Origin of the sequence: Paenibacillus sp. ALJ109b (assembly GCF_010747435.1) — a bacterium.
In the GTDB taxonomy this organism is placed as follows: Bacteria; Bacillota; Bacilli; order Paenibacillales; family Paenibacillaceae; genus Paenibacillus; species Paenibacillus taichungensis.
In genome coordinates this window covers 422,011-448,503 of the sequence record NZ_JAAIFP010000004.1, presented here as the reverse complement: position 1 = coordinate 448,503, position 26,493 = coordinate 422,011, and the positions used below count along the sequence as shown (strand labels likewise).

16 protein-coding genes and 1 pseudogene are annotated in these 26,493 nt (G+C 45.7%); 14 read left to right on the top strand and 3 right to left on the bottom strand.

The window, feature by feature from the left end; translation table 11 throughout:
* The first annotated feature begins 128 nt into the window (after positions 1–128).
* Positions 129–1,163 (top strand): phosphotransferase enzyme family protein, encoded by a 1,035-nt coding sequence (locus G3352_RS05065; protein WP_345940718.1) that lies wholly within the window; start codon positions 129–131, stop codon positions 1,161–1,163.
* Between the two features lie 169 nt (positions 1,164–1,332).
* Here G3352_RS05065 and G3352_RS05060 read toward each other — a convergent pair whose 3' ends face one another.
* Together G3352_RS05060 and G3352_RS05055 are read right to left on the bottom strand one after the other, a co-directional pair.
* Positions 1,333–1,869, bottom strand: coding sequence for an HXXEE domain-containing protein (locus tag G3352_RS05060; RefSeq protein ID WP_205524705.1), 537 nt, complete (start codon positions 1,867–1,869; stop codon positions 1,333–1,335).
* Positions 1,870–1,913: 44 nt separating this feature from the next.
* Positions 1,914–2,384 (bottom strand): annotated as a pseudogene (locus G3352_RS05055) (TetR/AcrR family transcriptional regulator); the annotation flags it as partial.
* Positions 2,385–2,606: 222 nt separating this feature from the next.
* Here G3352_RS05055 and G3352_RS05050 point away from each other — a divergent pair.
* Positions 2,607–3,521 (top strand): poly(ethylene terephthalate) hydrolase family protein, encoded by a 915-nt coding sequence (locus G3352_RS05050; RefSeq protein WP_205524704.1) that lies wholly within the window; start codon positions 2,607–2,609, stop codon positions 3,519–3,521.
* A 134-nt stretch (positions 3,522–3,655) separates the two neighbouring features.
* Here G3352_RS05050 and G3352_RS05045 read toward each other — a convergent pair whose 3' ends face one another.
* Entirely contained in the window at positions 3,656–4,771 is a 1,116-nt protein-coding gene (locus G3352_RS05045; protein ID WP_205524703.1) for a GntR family transcriptional regulator, read from the bottom strand.
* Between the two features lie 406 nt (positions 4,772–5,177).
* On the opposite strand from G3352_RS05045, the gene G3352_RS05040 reads away from it, so the two are divergent.
* From G3352_RS05040 to G3352_RS04985, 12 genes are all read left to right on the top strand, one after another.
* Positions 5,178–6,557 (top strand): ABC transporter substrate-binding protein, encoded by a 1,380-nt coding sequence (locus tag G3352_RS05040; RefSeq protein WP_163754500.1) that lies wholly within the window; start codon positions 5,178–5,180, stop codon positions 6,555–6,557.
* Positions 6,558–6,628: 71 nt separating this feature from the next.
* Entirely contained in the window at positions 6,629–7,522 is an 894-nt protein-coding gene (locus G3352_RS05035) for a carbohydrate ABC transporter permease (RefSeq protein WP_024631712.1), read from the top strand.
* A gap of 12 nt (positions 7,523–7,534) precedes the next feature.
* The gene (locus G3352_RS05030; protein WP_062319098.1) at positions 7,535–8,353 is read left to right on the top strand and encodes a carbohydrate ABC transporter permease; all 819 of its coding nucleotides are present in this window, start codon (positions 7,535–7,537) and stop codon (positions 8,351–8,353) included.
* Between the two features lie 40 nt (positions 8,354–8,393).
* The gene (locus tag G3352_RS05025) at positions 8,394–11,153 is read left to right on the top strand and encodes an alpha-mannosidase (RefSeq protein WP_163754495.1); all 2,760 of its coding nucleotides are present in this window, start codon (positions 8,394–8,396) and stop codon (positions 11,151–11,153) included.
* Positions 11,154–11,275: 122 nt separating this feature from the next.
* On the top strand, positions 11,276–16,831 hold the full coding sequence (locus tag G3352_RS05020; protein ID WP_163754492.1) for a glycosyl hydrolase family 28-related protein: 5,556 nt from the start codon (positions 11,276–11,278) through the stop codon (positions 16,829–16,831).
* Positions 16,832–16,876: 45 nt separating this feature from the next.
* Positions 16,877–18,100, top strand: a complete 1,224-nt coding sequence (locus G3352_RS05015; RefSeq protein WP_163754489.1) for an enolase C-terminal domain-like protein — start codon at positions 16,877–16,879, stop codon at positions 18,098–18,100.
* A gap of 34 nt (positions 18,101–18,134) precedes the next feature.
* A complete protein-coding gene (locus tag G3352_RS05010) occupies positions 18,135–18,980 on the top strand; it encodes an NAD-dependent epimerase/dehydratase family protein (RefSeq protein ID WP_163754487.1) in 846 nt (281 codons plus the stop codon).
* A 45-nt stretch (positions 18,981–19,025) separates the two neighbouring features.
* Entirely contained in the window at positions 19,026–20,705 is a 1,680-nt protein-coding gene (locus tag G3352_RS05005; RefSeq protein WP_240342932.1) for a carbohydrate-binding protein, read from the top strand.
* Positions 20,706–20,757: 52 nt separating this feature from the next.
* Positions 20,758–22,092: a family 43 glycosylhydrolase gene (locus G3352_RS05000; RefSeq protein ID WP_163754481.1), complete on the top strand. Its 1,335-nt coding sequence runs from the start codon at positions 20,758–20,760 to the stop codon at positions 22,090–22,092.
* A gap of 325 nt (positions 22,093–22,417) precedes the next feature.
* Entirely contained in the window at positions 22,418–24,889 is a 2,472-nt protein-coding gene (locus G3352_RS04995; protein WP_345940717.1) for a family 43 glycosylhydrolase, read from the top strand.
* A gap of 219 nt (positions 24,890–25,108) precedes the next feature.
* Complete coding sequence (locus G3352_RS04990) at positions 25,109–26,029, top strand: deoxyribonuclease IV (RefSeq protein ID WP_163754478.1); 921 nt, start codon at positions 25,109–25,111, stop codon at positions 26,027–26,029.
* Between the two features lie 101 nt (positions 26,030–26,130).
* Complete coding sequence (locus tag G3352_RS04985; RefSeq protein WP_024631702.1) at positions 26,131–26,475, top strand: YojF family protein; 345 nt, start codon at positions 26,131–26,133, stop codon at positions 26,473–26,475.
* The last annotated feature ends 18 nt before the right edge of the window (positions 26,476–26,493 follow it).

Below are 26,493 nucleotides of genomic sequence, written 5' to 3'. Positions count from 1 at the left end.
TGTATTGGAAATGACCTTCGTGAACAGCATCCTGTGTAAAAAATGTTTTAAAATCGTTTGTTATATACGCCCCCAATGGTCTGTTCTGTATAATTCGTTGTACATCTAGATTCGCTTGCGGATGATGAATGAGGAGGACAATGATGACTTTTTTTCAAAATGGGACGCATGAAGAACTCGAATGTTTGCTCGTTCAGGCGAGAAGTGTATGTCTAAGGGCATTAGATCAGTATGAATTAGCATGGGATTGTATACATTTCATTCAGGTATCAGATACCATCACGTACAAGATCGATACAGCTTCATCGAAAAGCTATTTGCTTCGCATTCATTCCAATCGGCTAAGTAAAGAGGCTATCCGTTCAGAACTTACTTTGCTTCAATCGCTGGGCACATCCGGTGATCTCCACGTACCTCAGGGTGTGGCGAGTCGCGACGGCTCGTATGTTTTGTCCATGGAGGCAGAAGAAGCGGGGATGTACTTTTATATCACGATGATGAATTGGGTGGACGGAGAGCATATGGATGGAAATGAGGTTAATGAACGTTGTTCATACCTTATGGGCTCTATGGCCGCAAAACTCCATGAAGCAACTACCCGTTTTGTACCATCTGTTGATTTTTCTCGTCCCATATGGGGAGAAGAGAGTTTTAAAGTTGATATGACCAAACTGAGACGTTATTACACAAGGTTTTTATCCGATCAGGCATGGAAGACGTATCAGAAAGCATCCCATAAAATATTATCCCAACTTGCAGACTTGGATCAGAATCCACAGCATTACGGAATCATCCACGGAGATTTACATATTGGTAACATCGTATTCAACGATGAACAACCTAATCCAATTGATTTTGGCCGATGTGGCTACGGATATTATCTTTACGATATAGCAAACACAATATTAGGGCTTTTCCCCGCACAACGTTTGGAGTTCATCAGAGGTTATGAAAGTGTAAGGACACTGCCAAGAGATTATGTTGATGTTCTGGAAAGTTTCTTTATCAAGTGCATAATTGAGAATTACAGCCACCACTCTTCCGATCCTAGAGAAGCATCACGATTAATTGATGAGCAGCCGTACGCACAAGCGTGTATCAGAGAATATTTAATGAATGCTCCATTTCTTTTCAATGGGATAGAAGTGCAGGAAGTTACTTAAATGAACGTCTTGAAAACAGTTCATCAGCTTCTTATCTTGCTCGCATGGCATCACGTCTTCAGGATTTTTCAGAAAAGTTCAAGTTTGAAATTTAATCATTTCAAAAGAGAAACGTAAACGCATCGAGTCCATGGACTCGATGCGTTTATTTTATATTGAATTCACAGGTTTATTTTTTAGTATAAGATCCTAATTGTTTCTGTGAAAATGGGTAAATGGAGCTTTTGTTTCTCAGCCACATGTTGCCTTTAACAATTAAAACATAGACAGCTACGATAAAATAAATGGTGCTCCAAATCCAATTTATTGTTGTTAACATATTCTGTTCATAGGCACTTTTAATGTACCAGATTCCAATTGGCAAATGCAGAAATATCGCTGAAAATAATCCGGGATTATATATACTTTTTGCCTTTATATTAGCGAAGATGCCATGCCAGATAATCTGGAAAAATCCCATTAATATAGGGGCCAAACCCAACCATACAACGGAAGGGAAGAATACAGGCGGTAAATAAAACACATAGGCGATAATCAGATTAATAATCATGGCTGACTGCTGATTTAACGGATATCTCTCAGGTGTCTTACTTTGGAACAGAACTTTATTAAACAAACCTGCAAAGTAACCCGGCCATCGGTATTCTTCAAATTGATGCAGGAGTATGGCAATAAAGCTTAACCAATCAATCCCAAGTCCTGCCAATGTTTTCTTAACATGTTCAACTGAATCACCTCCATCATTATTTTTTAATGAAAGTATCTTTCAAAGAGCAAGTCTATTTGTGCATCTATAGAAGCAATCTTTACAGAAGCTCCTTTTTCCAGAATAGGACTCATAAGTGCTGGGAGAAAAAGGGCCCCAAAAATTTGCGTCATCATTGTGATCAATCGTTCCGGTTCTTGTTCACCGGTTATCTCTTTTAACGTATTTTGAACTTTGGGGAACCCCATTAAATTTAAAAATGAGCCGTACTCTTGTTGAGATGAGTAGTCTGCTGAACCCATAAGAATAATTCTGGATAACAATTCGGGATATTCACGGATGACTTGTAAATAATCCATTAAGAATTGCTTTAAACGATTTCGGGCGGGGATGGATAATTCATCGAGTATATCAAAGGTATGCTGAAAGCTACTCAGAATCATTTTAATAGATTCACTGATCAAATTATCTTTGGAGCCGAAGTAATAATTAACCAGGGATACATTTGTGCCAGAGGCGCACGTTTTCTAATATTGCAAGCCATACATTCGGAGTATTGACCATTAACTAAGAAACATCATATCGAAGGCTTTTCATGAAGACATGTTCAGTTTTTCGTGGGTGTTTTATTATGAAATGCGGAAAGGTTGATGTAACAAAAATATCTCTAAACAAAAAGCGCTATACCTGTGGTATGTTTTACGTACGAATACCGCTTTAATGTGAGAGGAGATTGTATGCCACAAGTGAAAAGAGTAATTCGGAGCAAGTGGTTTCTATGGATAACAGGTGTTGTCGGTATTTTGATCGCTGCATTTTGCGTACTATCCTTCATCCTCGTAAATTCGGTATCGGCTACTTTCGAAGCCGGAAGTGTTGAAAAAAAATATGCTCTATCCGGCACGTACAAGGTAGATACACTGGAGATCAAGGACAAACAAGGCGAGAAGCTCTACAGGGTTTATTCTCCGCAATCAACGGATGTCTTGCACCCACTCATCGCTTGGGGCAATGGAACGGGGGCATTACCTGACAATTATGATCAGTTGTTAAGACACCTGGCCGGTTGGGGATTTATTGTCATCGATACATATAGCCAAACCACGGGTACAGGAAAAGAAATTATGGCTGCGATAGAATATATGCTCAATGAAAATGAAGCGAGGGTCAGCCCGTTCTATCACAGGATTCAAAAAGATCGGGTCGGTGCGGCAGGGCATTCGCAGGGATCAACGGGTGTGATTAACGCTCATACGAATTTTGAGAACGGGGATCTCATCAAAACGGTTGTATCGATTGCTCTGCCTGATCTAAAATATTGTGATCCAGAGGATGTGTATGATACATCAGCGCTGAAGGTACCATTTTTTGTTATAGGGGGAACCCGAGATTTTATCATCTCCCCGTCAGATTCCAACAAATTGGCATTGGAGAATACCAATCCGGATCTACCGGTCTTAATGGCCATGGCTAAAGGAGCTGCACATACAGCGATAGAGCAGGATGGTGGGCAGCATAGGGGTTATTTGACAGCTTGGATGAGATATCAATTAATGAATGATTCGGAGGCAAGAATGGCCTTTGTTGGAAAGCATGCTGAAATAGGAACGAATAAACATTGGAAGGATGTTATTTCCGCAAATTTACAATAGTCATGGTTCACATAAATCGAAGGACCCTTCTGAAATGGAAGGGTCCTTCTTCGTAATTGGTGGACTCTCAATAGATTACTATAAATATAAACGTTTTCAGTAAAGGCATCCTGTTAAATACCAAGTAACGGTAGCTATGATTTGGCCTTTGCTGTTGACTGTCTGGGAATAAGCATCGTGGGTAACTTAACCTGAAGATACTCACTGCCTGGATTCTCCACTTGTTTCAGGATAACTCTGCCCGCTTCTCGTCCGAGTTCAAGTTCCTGCTGGACAACAGCCGTGGGTGGAATGATACAGAACTCCGGAAATTCGACATCATCGAAGAACACGACAGATAAATCTTCCGGTACAGAGATCCCCATCTGCATCGCCGCTTGAATAACATGAGGGCTGAAATTGGAAGACAGAAGGGCCGTCATCTGCGGATTTGCCTGTAAAAACTTCTGAATCATCATGATAACCTCTTCATCGCTGTCACTCATGGCCAGACGTGTCATCTGTATACTGCGATCAATCAGAATATGACGGTCCTCCAAGGCTTTCTCATACCCATGCAATCTGTCCTCAATACTTGATGTCCCCTCAGCAAGAGTGGAAATAAAGCCAATTCGACTGTGTCCAAGCTCATAAAGATGCTTAACCGCCTGAATAGCTGCCTCATGGTTGTCCGAGCTGATGGAGTTGGTCTCCACCCCTTTTAGATTGCGGTCCAAAAGGACAAGAGGGAAGCGATTTAGCGTAAGCGCAAGAATCTCATTGTTATAGTGTTCACCCTCAACGGGATAGATAATTAGTCCTCTGACCCCAGCCTGTTTCATTTCCTGAATTTTGAGAATCTCCGTCTCTTGTGAATCATTTGTCTTGGCAAATAACAATTGATAGCCATTCTCTGAAAGGGTGTCCTCAATTCCGCTCAGCAGATTGGCGGTGAAACGATTGTCGAGACGGGGGAGAAGGAAGCCGATTGTTGGTGCTGTGAGCTGCTCTTTTACCGCTGATGTGATGTTATGAATCTCCTCGGGGCTGTGATCGTTAACAAAGGTGCCTTTGCCTTGAAGTCGGTAGACCACTCCTTTATCGACCAGAGCAGTAAGGGCATTTTTCACCGTGATACGGCTCACACTGAATTGTTCAGCCAGTTCATTTTCGGAAGGAATTCGGCTGCCCGGTTTCCAATTTCCGCTTCGAATCTGGTCAATGATATAAGTCTCGATTTTCTTGTACATTGGCTTGAAGGTTCTAACCATCGCATTTTATCTCCATTCACTATTAGTTCGTTCTAAATATATTATATTAATACAACATATACAAGTGCTAAAAATCAATAACAAGTGAGTAAGACAAGAAGATTGAAATTACGAACAAATATGATAAAAAAACCTTATGAATAAACAATTTATTAGAATACACCCTGTTAGGTTGTATCTAAAAATAAACATTTACAAGTAAAAGTATGTTGTTTATATTGTTTTTAAAGTTTGTTGGATAAAGCGTTTCCAACGAGCCTTCACAATCTTATCTATGCTACGAATTTTTTATCAAGTGTTCTTTAATTTAAAAAGGGGGTGCAGCGGTTTTTAACGCCAATTTGTTGTCGTGGAATATTCATTAAGCCAGAAACGATCCAAAATTAAAGATAAGGGTGGTTGCGGGATGAAAAAAAGAGCAGGCATGATCGTTACTTTGTTAACTGTTTTCTCACTCATTGTAAGCGCTTGCGGTGATGCGCAGTCCGGGGGGACGGAACCCAAAACGAGTAAAGAGCTGACGATGTGGACGTGGAAGGTTGCTTACACGCCAGGGATTGAAGCAGCTGCGAAATTGTATGAAGAGAAAACAGGAATCAAAGTAAAACTCGAGACCTTTACACCAGATGATACGTATCGCCAAAAATTCCAGGCGGCAGCCAACTCCAAAAATTTGCCGGATATCGTGAACTGGTGGGCAACGGCAGGGGATTCCATCGAGAACTCGGTGCTCGAGCTGTCTGGTGAAGTGAGTGATGATCTTTTGAACAGCTACTACAGTGCTGCAATGGACCCGATCATTGTTACACAGAGCCAGGTTGATTCCTGGAAAGAAGATAAGAATGCCACCACAATTCAAAAGTCACTGAAGACTGGACAGTTCTACGGACTGCCGCTTGATATCGGAGGATTCTTTACCTTCTATGGTAACAAGAAGCTGATCGAAGAAGCAGGGCTGACAGCCGAAGCGCCCAAAACGTGGGAAGAGTTCGTCACCATGATGGAGACTGTCAAAGAGAAAACAGGTACTCCTGGGCTTGTGTTTGGTGCAAAGCTGCCTGATCTGTGGGAGAACTGGGCCGGTTCGGCACTGTCCATCATGCTGAACGAACCTCAAGGCTATATCGATCTGCTCGAAAGAAAGTCCAAACTAAGCGACCCTTCAAATCTGCCGGTAGTGAAAGCGATGGAAACTCTGGCAAACAAAGATCTGCTTATGCCGGGAATTTTGTCAACGGATATTGATGGAGCAGACCAGGCGTTTGCTGCTGGCAAAGCCGCTTTCGATCTCGGTGGTTCCTTCACAATGTCTACGCTGCTGGCTATGGGAATGAGTCCTGACGATATTTTCACCTTCCCGGTACCGCCGCTTGAAGCATCGAAAATTAACAGTTGGACGACTGATCCATTCACGTTAACGATGTTGTCAGTAAATAAAGATTCGCAGAACAAGGCTGAAGCGCTCGATTTCATTAAATTCCTGACCGGTGATCCGGATGCTGCTGTTGCTTTTGCTAATGCGGCGTATACAGTACCTGCGCTGAATCTGGGCGATCGTGCAAATGATCTGGACCCGAACCTGAAATCAATTTCAGATGCATTCGCTGCCGAACCTGGTCCTTACAGTCAAGCTTCACCAGCAATCAATACGTATCGTGGCAAGCACAAAGAGTGGGAAGTGTATGCTCAGTCCATGCAATCCATGATCGAGAAAAAGATGACTGCTGAACAAGTCGCCAAGAAGTTCGACGACACCATGGAAAGTCTGAAAGCGAGCGGGAACTAGAACATCAAAGCAATTGGCAAGCCCCGTAAGGGGCTGTCGATTGCCAAATTGAGAGCAAAAGGTGATTGATCATGATAAAAAGTCGAAATAAGTGGATGCCGTATCTCTTTTTACTGCCTGGCGTGCTTTTGTTTCTTGCCATCGGCGTGTATTCGGTCGGATTCTCGATCATGCTCAGCTTTTATAACTGGTCCGGGATCGATTTTTCCACCGCAAGGTTTGAAGGTCTGGCGAATTTTCGTCAGTTCCTGCTCGGTGATGATCCGATCGTAACCCGGAATTTCTATAATGCCGTTCTGCACAATTTGATTATTGCGGTTTCACAGGTTGTGGTCGTCGTTCCAATCGCACTTGTGCTGGCATTTGTGCTGCAAAATACGAAGGCAGCTACTTGGTACCGGACGATTTATTTTCTGCCGATGATCGCATCTGGCGTAGCTATCTTTTATGTATGGAAAGGTTTGTTTGAACCTAGTGGAGCATTCAACTCACTCTTCTTATGGATGGGCTTGGATTTCCTTGCTGTACCTGGTGGAATGCTGGGGAGTTCGTCTACTTCTTTACTCGGTATTATTTTGACATCAATCTGGGGCGGTCTGCCTGGAACGCTGATTCTGTACTACGCTGGTCTGACTTCCATTGATCCGACACTGTATGAAGCAGCAAGTGTGGATGGTGCCAAGAAAACAACCATGATATTGAAAATTACCTGGCCGTTACTGAAGCCAATCACGCTTATTGCCGTCATTCAGATGGTGAACGGAGCCTTTCAGGCCTTTGAGAATGTGTTCATCATGACAGGCGGCGGACCGGCTGGCAGTTCGGAGGTTATTGGTACGCTCGTGTACCGTACAGCTTTTCTAAACAATGATTATGGTCTGGCCAGCGCTATCGGCTGGGTATCATTTCTGATTACAGGTGCCATTGCTATATTCAGTATTCGCTCATTCAAGGCAGACATCTAAAAGGAGGAGCACATGGTCAAATATATTAAGCATATCATTCTAATCTTGTACGGATTGACCTGCCTGTATCCTTTTGTCTGGATGATCGGCACTTCGCTGAAGACATCACAGGATGCACTAGCCAATCCACAGAGTCCGTTTCCACAAGCTGCACCATTGTGGTCCACATTTGGTGACGTATGGAACAAATTGAACTTCTATCAGTTTTTCATCAACAGCGTGATCGTAAGTGCAGTCGTGATTATAGGCGTTATTCTCATCTATACCATGATGGCCTATTCGTTTGCCAAATTTGTCTATCGGGGCAAAAAGTTTATCTACTACACGTTTATTGCCTTGCTGCTCGTTCCAGGTGTAACCACATTGATTCCGCTATATATCAACATGACCAATCTGGGGCTGCAAAACACGTATATTGGCATGATTCTGCCCATGATTAATGGTGCTGCGCCCTTCGCCATTTTCCTATTCACCAGTTACTTCCGCACAATCTCACATGAGTTATACGAGAGCGCCGTACTGGATGGATGCAACAATTTCAAAATCTACTACAGAATCTATCTGCCATTGGCGTTGCCAGCCATCGGAACCATTGCGATTCTGAACTTTATCGGAAGCTGGAACAATATTTTGTGGCCGATGATCATCGTGGATAGCCGGGATATGTTTACGTTACCGATGGGACTCATGTATCTGGATTCATCTTCATTCAAGAAATGGAATGAACTCATGGCAGGGGCTTTGATTACGGTCATTCCAATCCTGCTTGCCTTCCCGTTCATGCAGAAGATGTATGTCAAGGGCATGACCGTAGGATCAGTAAAAATGTAAATACACAACAACTAAATCATACAAGATTGGAATGAAATGAATGACTACAAAAACCGCGCATATTGTCGCACATTCTCACTGGGACAGGGAGTGGTATCTATCCTTTGAGAAGCACCGAATGTTGCTCGTTCAGCTCATGGAGGATTTAATCCAGACGTTTGAAAATGACCCGGAATTTACGAATTTCCATCTGGATGGGCAGTTTATTGTGCTGGAGGATTACCTGGAAATCATGCCGCACAGGTCGAATCAGGTCCGCAAGTTAATTGAAGAGGGCAAGCTAATCGTTGGTCCGTGGTACATCCTTCAAGATGAATTCCTCGTCAGCAGTGAAGCCAATGCACGTAATCTGTTAATTGGGATTCAAGCCTCAGAACAAATGGGAGGATATGCGAAAATCGGATATTTCCCGGATTCCTTCGGCAATATGGGTCAGGCACCACAGCTCATTAGCCAGGCAGGCATTGAGGTAGCTGTATATGGACGTGGAGTGAAGCCAGTTGGATTCAATAACGAAATTCAGTCTGGCAATGAACATACCTCCAAATACTCGGAGATGTATTGGGAATCACCCGATGGTACTCGTGTACTGGCGATCCTGTTCGCCAATTGGTACAACAACGGCATGGAGATTCCAGTGGAACCAGAGAAGGCGAAAGCTTACTGGGCCGAAAAGCTGGCTGCAGCAGAAGAGTTTGCTTCAAGTTCGGAACTCCTGTTCATGAACGGATGTGATCATCAGCCGCTCCAGAAGGATCTGACACAAGCGTTAAAGACGGCTACAGAGATTATGCCAGATGTGACGTTTCGTCATTCCAGCTTTCCCGAGTACATTCAGGCTTTGCAAAAAGCGAAACCACAATCATTGGACGTCATTCGCGGTGAACTTCGAAGCCAATGGACCGACGGCTGGATCACACTTGTAAATACTGCTTCAGCAAGGGTATATATCAAACAGCAAAATGTAAAAAGCCAGACGTTACTGGAGAAAGTGGCTGAACCATTGGCAGTCATGGCCTCTCTATCCACAGGCATATATCCACGGCATGAACTGTTATATGCCTGGAAGACATTACTGAAGAACCATCCTCATGACAGCATCTGCGGGTGCAGTGTTGACGAAGTCCATAGGGAAATGATGACCCGATTTGCCAAATCGCAAGAAGTGGCTGAAGCCATATCGGTTCAGAGTGCTCGTACAATAGCCGAATCCGTGGATACATCAGGCTTTGACGCAGATTCTGCGTTGCCTTTTGTAGTGTTTAACACTTCGGGACATCGTCGATCCAATGTGATTGTAACTAGAATGGATGTTGAGCGCCGGTACTTTGACCACCAGCCTCCGCATGAAAAATATCAGGAATTTAAGCGCGAATATGAAGCCTTTGACCCGAACGATTGGGTTGTAATGAACGCAGAAGGCAAGCAAGTGGAAGCCGTTATTATACCCGTTGGACCGACATTTGGATATGATTTGCCGGATAATCGATTCCGTCAACCTTATTGGGCATATCAAGTGGATGTAGAGCTTCATGTCCAGAACATCCCGGGTTTTGGATATCATACTTTTGCTCTTGTGCCTAAGAGTGTTTTTGGAGAGAATGCGCTTAGCGAACTGACTACCGCTGAACTTGTTACAGAAGAGCAAGTGATGGAGAACGATTATGTGCGGATCGAAATTGCGGGGGATGGATCGTTTACCATGTTGGACAAAGTGAACGGACGTAATTATACAGGGCTTGGCATTTATGAGGATACGGGAGATATCGGAAATGAGTATATGTACAGACAACCGGATCAGGAAGCTCCGTTAACTACGCAGGGGCTGCCTGCCCAGATTAAGCTGGTACATCATACACCACTGAAAGCCGTTTATGAGATCGTGCATAACTGGAAGCTCCCGGCCTCCGCAGATGAACTGCTGGATGAAGAGATCCGTTCCATGGTTCCATTTCGTTACCGGAAATCCCGGCGGCTGGACGAAACTAGAGAAGTGAGTATTCGTACAGAGCTAATCCTTGAAAAAACGGGACGGTCGGTTGGCATTAAAAGCTATATCGATAACACGGTTCAGGATCATCGTATCCGCATGTTGTTCCAAACGGGACTCGAAGCAAGTCATGTTACCGTTGACTCTATTTACGAACTGGCAAAGCGCCCGATACAGCCGGAAGCGGAATGGAGAAATCCTAGCAATGCGCAGCATCAAAATGCATTTGTCAGTATCAGCAATGGTCGTGAAGGGCTGACGATTGCGAATAAAGGTCTTAATGAGTACGAAGTATTGGCTAATCAGAACACCATTGCTGTGACACTCCTGCGTGGGGTTCGTGAGCTTGGGGATTGGGGAGTATTTGCAACGCCGGAGGCCCAATGTCTCGGACAGCACATTCTGGAAATGGAGCTCATCTCACATGATTTGGATGTTATTGAGTCCGATGCTTATGTGCAGGCGTATCAGTTCCCGGTTCCCTGGACCGTTCAACAAACAGGGGTACATGGTGGTACGTTACCCGCTACCCACGAGTTTTTGCAATGGGAGGGTGATCATCTTGCTTTTAGTGCGCTTAAACGGGGCGAGGCAAATGATGACATACTGTTCAGGGTGTTCAATGTATCATCGGAGACGACTTCACTGAAGGTAACGCCTTCGTTTGAGGCCAAAGAAGTGTACGAAAGTACAATTGTTGAAGATCAAGGTGAAGCCATGAAGATAGCGGATGAGGGAAGTTATGCTTTGAATGTGGGACCAGCAAAAATTCAGACGATCGGCATTCAACCCACAATACGTTTAAAATAAACAATTCAGTCTTGGAGTTCTCTCCACTGCTGCGGATTGAAAACGGATGCATCATGTTCAACATACGACAACCCTGTTTTCGTGCAGCTTGATTACATGATCAAGTTAATGGAGGTACGATTGTGAACAAACGATTATGGTTAGGTGCCAGGTGTACCATTTCAGTGCTGTTGACTATTGTCATGTTATGTTCAGGGCTATACATCACACCAGCAACCACACACGCGGCAGCAGAGGGGGAAGATTTTACTGAACAGGGAGACGTCCATCTAAATGATGTGTCACCTGACTCGGTAAGTATTACGTTGGGGGAAACTCCTGTGCAGCAGGGCATAACTGCTCGTCCCGGCGATGGACCTTCAGCAGGACTTCAAGTGGGGACGTTTGACGGCAAGGAGTATTGGAAAACCAATCAGACGGTGAATCCAACAAATCCGGCCGATAACATCCTGTATTTTTACTTCAATGTTGCGGATGATTATTTGTTTGAAAATACCGATCAGGACGTGTTCGTCACTGTTGAATATTACGATAGCAATAGCGGAGCGATGTCTTTGCAATACGATTCGAAGCAATCCAATTTCAAGGATGCTCCTTTGTTCCGGTATGAAAATACGGGAACCTGGAAGACACATACCTTCAAGCTCAGCGATGCCAATTTCGGTAACCGCACCCATGATGCGGATTTCCGGATCGGGGTTAGCGGCGCAGGGGCACCAGCCAACAATCCGGAACTTCATCTGGCGAAAGTAACCGTCCATAAGCAACCTCAGCAGCAGTCGGGTACTCAGACCAAGGTCTATGATACGGAATTCCCTACCTCAGATATCGTCATTGCAGATCGGAGCGTAACCGATTATGGAGCAATAGGGGACGGCGTCACGGACGATACTCAAGCATTCAAAGAAGCGCTGGCAATAGCCGGAAATCAAGGTGGCGGAGTTGTGTTCGTACCATCTGGAACCTATAAATTAACCGGAGAGCTGGTTATTCCAACAGGCGTTACGCTTCGCGGCGATTGGGGGAATCCCGACGAGCATGGCGGGTTAGTCAAAGGTACAATCCTTGCTGTATATGGCGGCAAAGGTCAAGCTAACGGGAACAGCTTCATAAAGATGGAGCCTTCCAGTGGGGTAACACATGTGTCGATCTGGTATCCCGAACAGAATATGAATAATCCGGTGGCCTATCCATGGACGATGGAGCAGCTTCCAGGTGACAGTGCTACGGTGAAAAATGTAACACTCGTCAATGCGTACCAGGGGATTAAGATTGGCCCGGAATGGAACGAACTTCATTATGTGAAGGATGTATACGGCACCACACTGAAAACCGGTATCTTTCTGGATTTCACAACAGACATTGGGAGACTGGAAGAGCTTCACCTGTCCCCGAATGTATGGGCGAACTCTGGTTTGCCAGGAGCACCTGAGCAAACTCAATTGCGTGAATATATGATACAGCAATCAGAAGCTATCGTAATGGGGCGCTCGGATTGGGAGTATATGTCGAATATTCATATCTCGGGTTATAAGACAGGGATACGAATCACGACAAGAACAGGAAGCCTTGAAACAGCCAATGCGCAGCTATACAAGATTCAGATCGACGATTGCAACGTAGCGCTGAAGATTGAAGGCGTCAATGATTATGGATTGCTGGTAACAGACAGTCAATTCGAAGCGAGTGCTGGTCCGAATCCTGTTGCCATTTATGCAACGGAAGGCTTTCACTCCATTGCCCAGTTTAACAGCGTAACGGTGGGCGGGGAGCCCAAACATGCGGTTGTGAATGAAGGGCGTGGAACGTTGTCCTTTGAGAGCAGCTCTTTCGAGAATTGGAGTGAAGGAAGCGGAGATTATGCCATAGTTGTCAAAAGTGGTTCGCTTATACTGGGCAGTTCTACCTTCGCCAAGCCGGATCGGCACCTGCTTCTTCAGGGAGATGTGGCAACAATCAATGCCATACATTCCGGATACGAAGGCAACCTTGCAGTGAACGATGAAAGTACCTCGGCGGAACTGAACATCCACAAGGAAGAAAATTTGGTGTTGGAAACTATCCCTAATGTTCCTTCAGTAGATATTGCTGTGCAGCCTAAGCCGGGTACTCGCGAATTGTTTAACGTAGTGAGCCAGCCCTATTTGGCTGATAACACAGGGGATACGGATTCATCCCAAGCCATTCAACAGGCATTGAATGATGCCGAAGCGGCAGGTGGAGGAACGGTCTATATGCCGGCTGGCATATACCGCGTTGAGCAGGCTTTGGTGGTCCCGACTGCCGTAGAACTGCGGGGCAATTATGATGTGCCTCATCATACGATCGGGAATGGAACCGTTATTTTTACGAACTATGGAGAAAACGACCCGGATGCCGATGCCTTCATTCAACTGAAGCAAGCAGCTGGATTACGCGGATTATCCGTCTATTACGATCATCAAACATGGTCTGATGCCAATCCAGTGAAGCCTTATGCCTGGACTGTGCAAGGTCAAGGGAAAAACGTATACCTGATCGATACAACCTTGGTTAATCCCTATCAGGCTGTCGACTTCGGCACCCATGATACAAGTGGTCATTATATCGATTATGTAGCGGGATCACCGCTCAAGGAAGGCATATATCTTGGTGGCGGGTCAGACGGAGGATACATGCGGAATGTGCAGTTCAACCCGCATTATTATGGTCGGAACAATTATCCGAATCATCCATCGAACGATGAAGAATTTAATCAAATTTGGAATTATCAAAAAGAGAATCTGGACGCCTTCCGTATTGGGGATGTTACCAATCAGGTTATTTTCAATACATTTGTATACGGATCAAAGTACGGTATTCATTTTGAAGAACAGAATGGAAGAGGGCCCGAAGCTGTCATTATTGGTCATGGCACGGATGGCAGCAAAAAGGGCGCCGTATTGCAACATGCGGGAACAGCAGGTCTTTCGTTTATCAACACAGAGCTTGTTTCCATGAGTACAACAGACAAGGTATACGTGGAGGTTGGGCCAGACTTTGGTTCCAAAGCGGTGTTCTTCAATACGTCCATGTGGGGAGACACAACAAGGTCCTTTGATATTCACGGAGGAGATATCCGCATACAGCAGGGAAACTTCACGAACGTTGGTGAAATCGGCATTAATGCAATTGGTGGTGATATTACCCTCTACAATTCCTATTTTCAACAGCCACGTACGAATCATGTGGTTGCAGGTCCAAACGTAGAGAAGATGGTGATATCCAACAACCTGTTTAATGGCGGTTTTCAGATTGAGAATGAAGCCCCTCCTGGAAAAGTGACGGGTACCAATCTATTTCCTTTGGCACTCAAACTGAACCAGCTTGGGTATGATCCATCCAGACCAGGTGATCCCGGAAGCACGCTGACTTTAACTAATGTTGCAGGTGAGACTTTGCTTAAAGGGCAGATCGAACTGATTGAACCGAGTGTGTATCAGGCCATGTTTAAGCCCGTGCGATTTGAGGGGCTGGGCATTGGGAAAAGCATGGATGTGGCGCTTCCCTATATATCAAGTGACTTGCTCAAATTCAGAGTAACGCTTGAAAACGGATTCCGTTATGAGACTTCAGTCAAACTGTCACAATCCTTTGCGGCACAAAAAGATGCTGTTGGAACGCTGCCATTCATTGAGGTTTCCAGTCCGGAGCATTACAACAGTGTCGGTGGAAGTTGGGGAGGTCCGAATGACCTCAGCATTCAAGCTAAAGCAAGTTGGGATGCGGAAAATTTGGTTCTCAAGGTGGACGTCAAGGACGATATTCACCATCAATCCAATATCAATGGCGATATATGGCAAGGAGACAGTCTACAGCTCGGTATTGACCTTGGCAAAGAGGATGGTGCGGCCAGCAAACAGGTGAATGAGCTTGGTTTTGCACTGAATCAGGAAGGTGTCATCACGAAATGGAGATGGCGAGCTCCGGAAGGGGTTGCTACAGGATTATTGGAATCCGCTTCAGCAAACATTACCCGGGACGAGACGACCCATATTACTCATTATCAAATTACGCTGCCTTTTGCAGCACTTCATCAGGAAGGATATTCATTCCAACCTGACAAACCTATCGGTTTTGCATTACTTGTCAACGAAAACGATGGCGAAGGACGATCAGGCTTTATGGAGTTTAATGGAGGGATCGGTTCAAGTAAAGATGCACGATTATTCGGAAACATGTATCTGCTTACGGGTGATTACCTGACATTGTTGGAGCAATCGGCTGAGGCGAGTGTTCGTACTGCGGAGCAAAATAAAGATGTTACCTCTATAGATACAGCAGCCAACTTCGTCACTCTGCTATCAGGCGGCACATTGAAGTCCTCCTTACTCTTGAGACTCGCTGCTCTTACATCAGGTTCCAATCCGAATCCCGGGGGACCCAATCCACAGCCAGGCTCGGGTTCTGGTTCGCAGCCAAGTGCTGGAGGGGGCTCTACGACTGGAGGGAAGAATGAACCAACGCCCTCCGCTCCTGGTGCTACAATGCAGCTTCAGCCCAAGCTGGATAAATCTGCTGCATTGGCAACAGCCGAGCTCACCAACAAGATGATGGAGGACGCATTCAACCGCATCACCCTTGAGCAGGACGGGAAAAAGAAGCTGATTGTAGACATCGAATCCGTGGATGGTGCTGAAGGTTATGCTCTTACACTTCCATCCAGCTTTTTGCAGGAAACACCATCTACCCATTGGCTGGAGATTCGAACAGCATGGGGAGTGCTGTTGGTTCCGAGCCATTTGCTGGCCAATACCCAAGGAACGATTGGAGAGCGTGTTACCTTGGTATTAAGAAAGGCTGACCGAAGCTCTTGGAGTGTCAAGCTGAAATCAGACTTAGGAGAGCGGCCTGCAATTTCATTATCTGTGATATCGGATGGCAAATCCGTTGCATGGCAAAATTCCATAACGCCAATCACAGTAAGTTTACCCTATCAGCCTAATGTAACTGAACTGCTGGACCCGGAAAAACTCGCAATACGACGTATCGCGGATGACGGGCAAATGATCTCCATTCCAAATGGGAAGTTCAATAAAAAATCGGAACAAATGATTTTCAAAACACGGCAAAACGGAGTTTATGCAATTACTCAGGATATTCGAACATTCCAGGATATACAGCAGCTATCATGGGCCCGCCATGCCATCGAAGTTCTAGTGTCCAAAGGGGTTATTCTTGGAATGACACCGACAGAATATCAGCCTCAATCCATGATCCGCCGAGCGGATTTCGTAACTCTGCTTACCAATGCCTTAGAATTACAACCTGATCAGGGAACCAAGGTGGAACGCTTCGCGGATGTACCTGAGCATGTTTATTACGAACATTCCGTGAATACCGCAAGAACGCTGGGCGTCATTCAAGGGGCAGGCGCGGATCGATTCTCGCCAGCCTCTCCAATTACCCGGGAAGAAGCTGCGGTTATGATCTACCGAGCTATGCAAGTTATCGGGATGCAGCCTCTTCCAGAAGGTGAGTCCGGTCTGGATGACTATAAAGATACTCATTTGATTAAAGCATATGCCCGCGATGCCATTGATTCGTTAACCAGATCAACAATGATGGAAGGAAGCAATGGCAGCTTCCATCCGGAAGAGACAATGACACGTGCTGAGACCGCAGTGCTGCTGTATCGTTTATACAACCGTTTGCCTTAAATCTTCCAGTAGGATCGAAATGGAGCAAATGAGGAGAGTGAACACATGGCTAAAATTACACGGATAGAATGCATACGTACAAGGCATGACGGAAGCTGGACCATTGTGAAGATTTCGACGGATCAGGATGGTCTTTACGGATTGGGTTCTGCTTCCGATCTTTATAATCCCGAAGCGGTGGTACAGGTCATCGAACAACTGCTGGCACCATTACTCATAGGGAGGGATGCATCCCAGATTGAAGACCTGTGGCATCTCATGCATATGAGCGGATATTGGAGAAATGGGGCAATACTTCATACGGCCATTGGTGGAATTGACATGGCCCTGTGGGATATCAAGGGCAAGGAAGCGAATCTGCCGGTATATCAATTGTTAGGAGGGGCCTGCCGTTCGGCAGTTCCCTGTTACGGCCATGCCGGAGGTGCTGATATCAGCGAGCTGAAAGAGGATGTATCTCGTTTTATGGAAGAAGGATACACGGTCATTCGAGTGCAGATGGGAGGTTACGGTGGCGGGGGATTTGTCAGCGGCAAGGACGCGAATTTGCCGCGCGAGCCCTGGAGCAGCGGTCCTGTATTCGATGAACATGCGTATCTGCATGCCATCCCTGACATGTTCGAGAAGTTGCGCCTGGAATTTGGTAATGGGATTCAGTTTACCCATGATGTGCATGAGCATTTATCCCCCATTCATGCCATTCAGCTGTCGAAGCGGCTGGAACCTTATCATCTTTTCTTTCTGGAAGATGCACTTGCTCCGGAACAGATCGGATGGTATCGACAGCTGCGTCAACAGAGTGCTACGCCGCAGGCAGTGGGAGAATTATTTGTTAATCCTCAGGAGTGGACTGGTCTGATTCAAGAGAAGTTGATCGATTTTATCAGAGTTCGGGTATCGAAAGCAGGCGGAATTAGCGCTTGTCGCAAGATCGCTACGCTTGGCGAAGCCTACGGAGTACGAACAGCCTGGCAGGAGGGAGGGGAGAATGATCCTGTTAACCAGGCAGCTGCTGTCCATCTGGATATGGCCCTGTGGAACTTTGGTATCCAGGAAATCAATCATTTTAAAGATCATGAGTTGCAGGCATTCCCGGGACATATCGTCAGAGAGGGAGGATATCTATATCCTTCCAATAAACCGGGACTGGGCATTGAACTGGATGAAGTGAAGGCCAAATCATTACTAAGTGACTCATGGGATCCAAATAAATATCATCGGCCGTATCCTCTGGACCGCAAAGCGGATGGGACATTGGTGCGACCATAACAAAGTGACAAGAACAGACAGGAGAGATATAGGAATGAATACTATTGCAGTTACAGGTGGAGGCGGAAAGCTGGGTTCACAGGTCATTGAGAAACTGCAATTACAAGGTCATGATGTCGTATCGCTGGATAAACACCTGTCTGACCGGGTACGTTGCAGACAGATCATTGTCGATCTGAACGATTATGGTCAAGTCGTGGGAGCGCTTGCCGGAGTGGATACGATCATCCATCTGGCGGCGATTCCTGCGCCGCTTCACTACCCTCACAGCTACATTTTCGCTAATAATACACTTTCCGGATACCATGTGCTGGAAGCAGCCTCTTTGCTCGGTATAAAAAAGGTGGTCATGGGCTCCAGTGAATCATCCTACGGATTTGCCTGGGCCAACAAACCCTTCTCTCCCGATTATTTCCCGGTGGATGAACAGCATCCACAACAGCCGCAGGAATGTTACGGCCTGTCCAAGATCGTTAATGAGGTCACTGCAGAGATGTTTCATCGGAGAAGCGGGATGAAGGTGATTTCCCTCCGTTTTTCAATGATTGTCGGACCAGGAGAGTACACACATCTGGCTATTGCGAAGTCGGAAACGTTCAAGCACATATTGTGGAGCTACATTGATATCAGGGATGCCGTGGATGCTTGTTTGGCTGCTCTGCAAGCCGATTATGATGGGGCTGTTCACGTTAATGTTACTGCTAATGATACGTTAAGCGATCGCCAAACGACAGAATTGCTCGCCACCTTTTATCCCGATGTCAAAGATCTACGGACACCTTTCTCTAATCGAGAAGCCATTGTCAGTAATGGAATGGTGAAAGAGGTTCTATCCTGGGGTGGTCCGAAGCATTCGTGGACGGATGAAGAACAGGAGTAGCTCACGCGCAACTAAAATGAATAGGGGGATACTATGCTAAATTTCATGCAAAAAAACAAGAAGGTTTTGGCTTTTGCAAGTGCGGCATTATTGATTCTTACGTTGTGTTTGTCTATTTCACCTTCCATCGTATCGGCAGCTTCCGCGTTTAATCAAACGCAGGCTTCCAGTTATAACAGTCAATCCGGAGTCCAACTGGAAAGTTCCAGCGAGGGCGGGCAAAATGTCGCATTTATCGACAACGGCGATTACATTGTATTCAACAATGTGGATTTTGGCAGCGGTGCCAATTCAATCGACGTGAGAGTAGCCAGTAATAACAGTGGCGGTACCATTGAGGTCCGTCTGGATAGCCTAAACGGGACACTCGCGGGAACTGTTGCTGTTCCAGCTACGGGCGGGTGGCAATCCTGGCAAACGAAGTCCGGGTCAATCAGTGGTGCCACTGGTGTACACACAGTCTATCTTAAATTCACGGGCGGAACCGGCAATTTATTCAATCTACTCTGGTTCAAGTTCAGTGCTTCCGCCGCAGGCAGCGGAGGCGATGTCGTAGGCAAGCTGTATGCCGGGTATCAAGGCTGGTTCAACGCAGCCGGAGACGGTTCACCGAACGGGGGCTGGGTGCACTGGTCCAAAAATAGCAGTGCGCCATCAGCAAATGGCAACGTGAATTTCGAGTTGTATCCAGACCTTCGCGAATATTCCAAGCTGTATCAGACAAGTTTGGCGAACCTCGGTAATGGTTCTCCTGCCAAATTGTTCTCCTCTTACGATCAGGAGACGGTCAACAAACATTTTGAGTGGATGCAAACCTACAATATCGACGGTGCAGCATTGCAACGGTTCGGCGCAGATGAGAGTGACACACCTAACAACTGGAAAAGCAACCGGGACAGCGTAGCCGTCAAGGTTAAAAATGCCGCGGAATCTTATAATCGCAAGTTCTATGTCATGTATGACATTACGGGCATGAATGCGAGCAATTGGGTACAGGCAGTCAAGCATGACTGGACGACCAATGTTGTGAACAACATGCACCTGCCATCATCTTCGGCCTATGCGAAGCAGAATGGCAAAATGGTTGTCTGCATCTGGGGTATTGGCTTCACGGATCGGCCGGGTACTGCAGCAGAGGCGGCCGATTTGATCGGTTGGTTCAAAAACCAGGGAATCTATGTCATCGGTGGCGTGCCTACGTATTGGAGAACGGGAAATAACGACTCTCGATCTGATTTTATGAACGTCTACAAATCGTTGGATATGATCTCGCCTTGGTCCGTTGCCCGCTTCGGCAATATTCAGCAAGCGGACAGCTTCAAAACGAATCAGCTTCAACCTGATCTGGCTTTCACACAGCAAAATGGAATTGACTATCAGCCAGTGATCTGGCCGGGTTCGGCTTGGTCGAACATGACTGGTGGCCCAAGAAACGAGAATCCGCGTTTGCATGGAGACTTCATGTGGAGGCAGGCCTACAATCTGAAGAGCATCGGTATCAATACCGGATATATCGCGATGTTTGACGAGTACGATGAAGGTACGGCTATTGCCAAGATGGCAGAGAACAGCTCCATGATTCCAACCAATCAATATTTTCTAACGCTGGATGCCGACGGTGTTGCCGTATCTTCAGACTTTTATCTCCGACTTGCAGGGGATATCAATCGCATGTTCAAAAACCAGATTCCAGTGACGGCAAACCATCCAACAAGTCATCAATAGAGCCCAAATGGCATGATATTAACAAGTTCGTATACGTTCAGGAGGATTAAAAATGACTACTAATGATATTGGTTTCGAAACCACACGCCAAAAGACTACATCCATGAATCCAGCAATCACATCTATATATACAGCAGATCCTTCGGCCCATGTATGGAACGACGGTAAAATTTACATTTACGCATCTCATGATATGGACCCAGCCAGAGGTTGCGATCTCATGGACAGATATCATGTTTTTTCCTCGGAGGATATGGTTCACTGGTTGGACGAAGGGGAAATACTCCGTTCAGACGACGTTTCCTGGGGCAGACCGGAGGGCGGCTTCATGTGGGCGCCTGACTGTGCATACAAGAATGGGACCTATTACTTCTATTATCCGCATCCAAGTGATTCGAACTGGAATGATTCCTGGAAGATCGGGGTTGCCACCAGTCGCTATCCAGTGCATGGCTTTACGGATCAAGGGTATATCGAGGGGCTTGGCGGGTTTGCACTGATTGACCCGTGTGTAATTGTAGACGATGACAATAGCGCCTATATCTACTATGGTGGCGGCAGTGTCTGTCTGGGAGGCAAGCTCAATGAAGATATGATGTCACTGGAGAACGGTATGACAGAAATGCAAGGACTTGAGGATTTTCATGAAGCGGCCTGGGTGTTCAAAAGAAACAATCTTTATTATCTTACCTATGCAGACAATCTGGAAGACAACAACCGTATGAGATACGCAACAAGCGAGAATCCGCTTGGCCCATGGACGTACCGAGGCATTTTTCTGGAGCCGACAGGCTGTTCCACGACCCATGGCTCTGTAGTAGAATTCAAAGGGCAATGGTATCTTTTTTATCACAATCAAGCGATCTCTGGAGAAGGTACGCTGCGCAGCGTATGTATCGACTATCTGGAGTTCGATGAAGATGGTTCCATCAGACCTGTGGTTCAGACAAGGGAAGGTGTATCGTCCGTTGGTCCAGCCCCGGTTCCTGCAAGGCAACAGAAAGTTTATGCAGGTGCAGCTTGTCAGGTTTTTGGAGGAGCTGAAATCAGGACATTGCAATCCGGTCAAACCGTGGTCGGGAATCTTCAATCCTCAGAAGCGTACGCCTTGTTTAAGAATATAGATGGAGGCGAAGGCGGAAGAGCATCGATTGAGCTTCATTATGCGACAGGTGAACGACTAGCTAAATTGCATCTGACGATTAATGGCCAGGACTATTCTTTGCTAAATGCGCTATCTACTGGCGGCTTGCAGGAGTTCGGCGGAATCACCAATATCACCGTTCCTTTGGAGCCAGCTAATGTTAACACAATTAAAATTTCAGGTGGACATGGCGAGATCAATCTTTTAAGTCTCACCGTTACCCCGTTGTTGATTAATATGTAAGAAACGGGATAGACGTCTAAACCTCAGGAGAGTTTTCCTGAGGTTTTTTCTTGTAAATATGAACGAGTGAGTTCTAATAAAAGATAAGCACTTTTTTCCAACAAAATGCCAAATAAATGACAACGAAATGTTATTTCTATTTGTAACTGCTTACTTTATGCTAGATTTCAACACCCGATGAAGAGACTGGATTATGTCTGTACATACGGTTATGGTTAGCCGTTGTGCAGAAAAAACAAGTTCTTCAGATGTAAGACAGAAGCGCACGTAGAGAACCTTGATGTATTTGTAAGCGGTAACAAAAATCAGACTAGGAGGAAATCATGTGAGGAAGAGTCGTCGATTCATGTTCACGCTGTTGGTCATTTTATTAATGGTTTCATCGGTGCCACTCCCTGCCACAGCCTATCAAAATCCGCAAACGTTACCGGATGAATGGGGACAATATGGACTCGGGGACCCCTATGTATTGAAATTTAATGGATACTATTACTTGTATGTAAGTACAAGAGATACGGACGACGGTGTCAAAGTCTGGAGCTCCAAAGACCTGGTGAATTGGTCGTACCGTGGATTAGCTGCAACAGATCCTATTACACACGGAGCTTATGCTCCTGAAGTCGTTTACTGGAATGGCATGTTCTACATGTATACATCACCTGCCGGTAAAGGTCATTACGTGTTGAGCAGCACAAGTCCTACCGGACCCTTCAATGTAGTAACGGGCAACCTTGGAAAGTCGATTGACGGTAATGTGTTCATAGACGATGATGGCTCGTTCAGCTTCTATCACGCAGCACAGGGCCGCATAGACGCAGCACCGATGAGCAGTCCGACTGAGATCGGAGTGAGTGCGTCTACAGGAGTGGGGATGGGAGGCTGGACTGAGGGTTCAACCGTCTTCAAACGAAATGGAAAATACTATATGACCTATACAGGTAACCACGTATTTAGCAAAGGATATCGGGTGGATGTGGCAGTTAGCACCACAGGTCCGAGGTCCGGATATGTTACTGATAGCACAAACCCGGCATTTATTCGTACAGAGGGCCCAACCGTGGGATTGGGACACAACACTGTAGTAACAGGACCTAATCTGGACACTCACTATATGATGTATCACAATTTGGAAGGTAACGGAATCATTGGACCGCTGCGGCATCTGAACATGGACCGAATTGTATGGAATAACGACAAGATGATCGTGCAAGGTCCGACTTCAACGGATCAACCCAATCCAGAAATGCCTGTTTTCTATGACTACTTCGATCGTACTGCAATCGGAAGCAATTGGTCCAACGTGAACGGTGGTAATTGGGGCATCTACAATCAGGAACTCATGTGGCAAAATTCAATGGGCAGCTCAACTTGGTATAAACAAGTGACGGCTTCGAGCAGCGCATCGGATTATACGGCTGAATTTAACATGAAGGAAATGAATCGGGGAACGTCCACCAATCCGAGATACGGCGCTACATTCTCCTATACGAATGAGAACAACTACGGTGTTGCGCTGATCAGTTCGAAAAACAAAAGACTTGAGACATTTTTCCGAATTAACGGTGTGGATCAGGCTTGGCAAACATTCGATCTGCCTGCCGACTTCAATTATTCGAAATGGCATAACATACGGATAGAAAAATCGGGATCAACGTTTAAATACTACGTAGATGGTATGTTCAAAGCAACACGTACCGCCAATGTAGGAGCAGGCAAAATTGGTGTTCTGACAGAGGATACACATGCGGACTTCGGCTATACTGCTTTTAGCAATGATGTGAACGGAAGCAGTGCATGGAATGCCTCCAAGCCGATTCCAGGCACAATCGAGGCAGTTCATTATATGAAAGGAGGCGAAGGTGTCGCTTATCACGATACAACGGCTGGGAATCTGGGCGGGGCTTATCGGACCGATGCCGGGGATATTCGCCTGAATAACGAAGGACTGTTCAACTTAGGCTGGAATCAGACGGGAGAATGGTATAAATACAAAGTAAACGTGGAGTCAAGTGGATATTACGATATTGATTTTCGCATGGCTACTTCTTTGGACGGGGCTCAGATCCGAGTGTGGGATGGTTCGACCGACTTAACGGGTATCGTCAATGTACCTAATACGGGCGGATGGGATAATTGGAAAAACATCTCCAAGAAAAAGGTCTATTTAAATGCTGGACAACGTGAATTAAAGGTTGAATTCGTAACTGGCGAGGCTGATTTCTCAAGAATGACGTTTCAGAAGAATGTTGATGTGACAAGTGTAAGTGATAATTTTAACGACGGCGACGATAATGGATGGACACGGTTTGAAGGAACCTGGGCTGTAGAGAATGGTGAATACAGTGCAGGGAGCACCGGACCTGCCAAATCTACATTTGGGGATACAGGATGGGCAGATTATACGGTAGAGGCGGATATTAAGATGATTGACTCAGGGGGAGACGGGGGTTTACTTGTCAGAGTGTCCAATCCATCCCACGGCACAGAGCGAGGTCAGAACAATTATGATGCTTTACAAGGATATTACGCCTATCTGACCACAAGCGGAGTCAGTCTGGGCAAGATGAATTATAATTGGGCGCTCCTCAAGAGCAACGCGCAGTCATATTCCACCAATACCTGGTATCATATGAAAGTTGCCGTTAATGGTACAAACATCAAAGTTTATGTGGATGACATGGTCAACCCAAAGATCGATTATACAGACAACAGCCTGAGTCCGTTCACGCATGGCAAAATCGGTGTTAGAACGGCAAACAAGCATACGCATTTCGATAACGTATCGGTTACTCCCTGAACCCGGAAGCCAAGCGTTGAGAATGAAAATGGTTGTAACGAGAACTGAAATGCATATCAAGCCGCCAATTGGCGGCTTTTTTGCCTTAAACGATGTAAGCTGTTGCGACCAAATGATGTCTTCCTCTGATCTCCTTCACCACCGTCATTTCCCATTAGCCAATCCAACCCATTTCATTGATAATTGAATGATGGATTCGACAGGAGAGGGTGGTTGGTAATGAAAAGTAGTGAACTTCTGATTGGATCGCATGTATCCTTTGGAGGAAAAGAGATGCTTCTCCAGGCTAGTAAAGAAGCCGCTTCTTATGGCGCATCTACTTTTCTGATGTACACTGGCGCACCTCAGAATTCGAAACGAAAACCTATTTTGCAATATAATATAGAAGCAGGTCATTTGCACATGAAGCAGCATGGCATTTCCAATATTGTTGTGCATGCTCCATTCCTGATTAATCTGGCGAATAGTTGCAAACGAGAGGTGTTTGATTTTAGCGTACAATTCCTGCGAGACGAGATCGAACGAACGGCATCACTTGGATCAAATCAGCTTGTTCTTCATCCCGGGGCCCACGTAAACGCTGGATTGGACATCGGTATTCGACAAATAATCCGGGGATTAAATGAAGTATTACAAGACAATAATCACCCGGAGGTACAGATTTCGTTGGAGACGATGGCGGGAAAAGGAACAGAGTGCGGAACAAGCTTTGAAGAACTGGCACAGATTGTCGATGGCGTGCAACGGAATGAACGGATTTCCATATGTCTGGATACTTGTCATGTTCATGATGCCGGATACGATATTGTTCATAATTTTGATGGAGTACTCGAACAGTTTGACAAGGTACTTGGCCTTGATCGATTAAAAGTACTGCACGTCAATGACTCCAAGAATATGCGGGGATCGAGGAAAGATCGCCATGAGAACATTGGGCACGGACATATCGGACTTCAGGCTTTGGATTATATCGTACATCATCCCCAACTCGTGTCACTTCCGAAACTGCTTGAGACGCCGTCGATTGGCAAAATAAAATATAAAAGTGCACCTTATCGACATGAAATTGCCTTGTTAAGAAGAGAGTGCTCTGAACCCGTGCAGAAGGAAGAGAATTCTTTAGAAGAAAACAGTAAATAGAGAGTATTACAAACATTCGCTCACTCATTCCATGTTTATTCTCACGGGACATATGTTAAAATGGATGTAGAACGTTACTTTTTACTAAAAAGGAGGCCGCCATGCAGCCAATAGAGCCTCAAGACATCCAACACCGGATCAATCAACTTCTCGATCAGGACCTATATTTACACCTCGAACTCACGTCAGGTGCTTACGCCAGTCACTTCGATAGCACCAGACATCCGGGGTCGGCATTCATTTCCAATGCGGTCATACGATATACGCAAGGATCTATCTCGGGCACGGGCCCATACCGAGTTGGCTTAAAGACCACTCACGGCTGGATATACGCTGAAGGACTTACACACATTGACGAGCTGGAACAAGAACGACTCATTCTGGCTGGTCATGATAGTCAAGGAAAGCTGGTTGTAGCTTTACAACTTAGTCGGGAATTGTTCTGATGAAAGCGGAGGATCAAA

What these genes read in the sequence shown, in the direction of transcription:
- G3352_RS05065 (WP_345940718.1), top strand. Translation starts at nt 129, where the DNA reads ATGAGGAGGACAATGATGACTTTTTTTCAAAATGGGACGCATGAAGAA.
- G3352_RS05050 (WP_205524704.1), top strand. Translation starts at nt 2,607, where the DNA reads ATGCCACAAGTGAAAAGAGTAATTCGGAGCAAGTGGTTTCTATGGATA.
- G3352_RS05045 (WP_205524703.1), bottom strand. Translation starts at nt 4,771, where the DNA reads ATGGTTAGAACCTTCAAGCCAATGTACAAGAAAATCGAGACTTATATC.
- G3352_RS05040 (WP_163754500.1), top strand. Translation starts at nt 5,178, where the DNA reads ATGAAAAAAAGAGCAGGCATGATCGTTACTTTGTTAACTGTTTTCTCA.
- G3352_RS05035 (WP_024631712.1), top strand. Translation starts at nt 6,629, where the DNA reads ATGATAAAAAGTCGAAATAAGTGGATGCCGTATCTCTTTTTACTGCCT.
- G3352_RS05030 (WP_062319098.1), top strand. Translation starts at nt 7,535, where the DNA reads ATGGTCAAATATATTAAGCATATCATTCTAATCTTGTACGGATTGACC.
- G3352_RS05025 (WP_163754495.1), top strand. Translation starts at nt 8,394, where the DNA reads ATGACTACAAAAACCGCGCATATTGTCGCACATTCTCACTGGGACAGG.
- G3352_RS05015 (WP_163754489.1), top strand. Translation starts at nt 16,877, where the DNA reads ATGGCTAAAATTACACGGATAGAATGCATACGTACAAGGCATGACGGA.
- G3352_RS05010 (WP_163754487.1), top strand. Translation starts at nt 18,135, where the DNA reads ATGAATACTATTGCAGTTACAGGTGGAGGCGGAAAGCTGGGTTCACAG.
- G3352_RS05005 (WP_240342932.1), top strand. Translation starts at nt 19,026, where the DNA reads ATGCAAAAAAACAAGAAGGTTTTGGCTTTTGCAAGTGCGGCATTATTG.
- G3352_RS05000 (WP_163754481.1), top strand. Translation starts at nt 20,758, where the DNA reads ATGACTACTAATGATATTGGTTTCGAAACCACACGCCAAAAGACTACA.
- G3352_RS04990 (WP_163754478.1), top strand. Translation starts at nt 25,109, where the DNA reads ATGAAAAGTAGTGAACTTCTGATTGGATCGCATGTATCCTTTGGAGGA.
- G3352_RS04985 (WP_024631702.1), top strand. Translation starts at nt 26,131, where the DNA reads ATGCAGCCAATAGAGCCTCAAGACATCCAACACCGGATCAATCAACTT.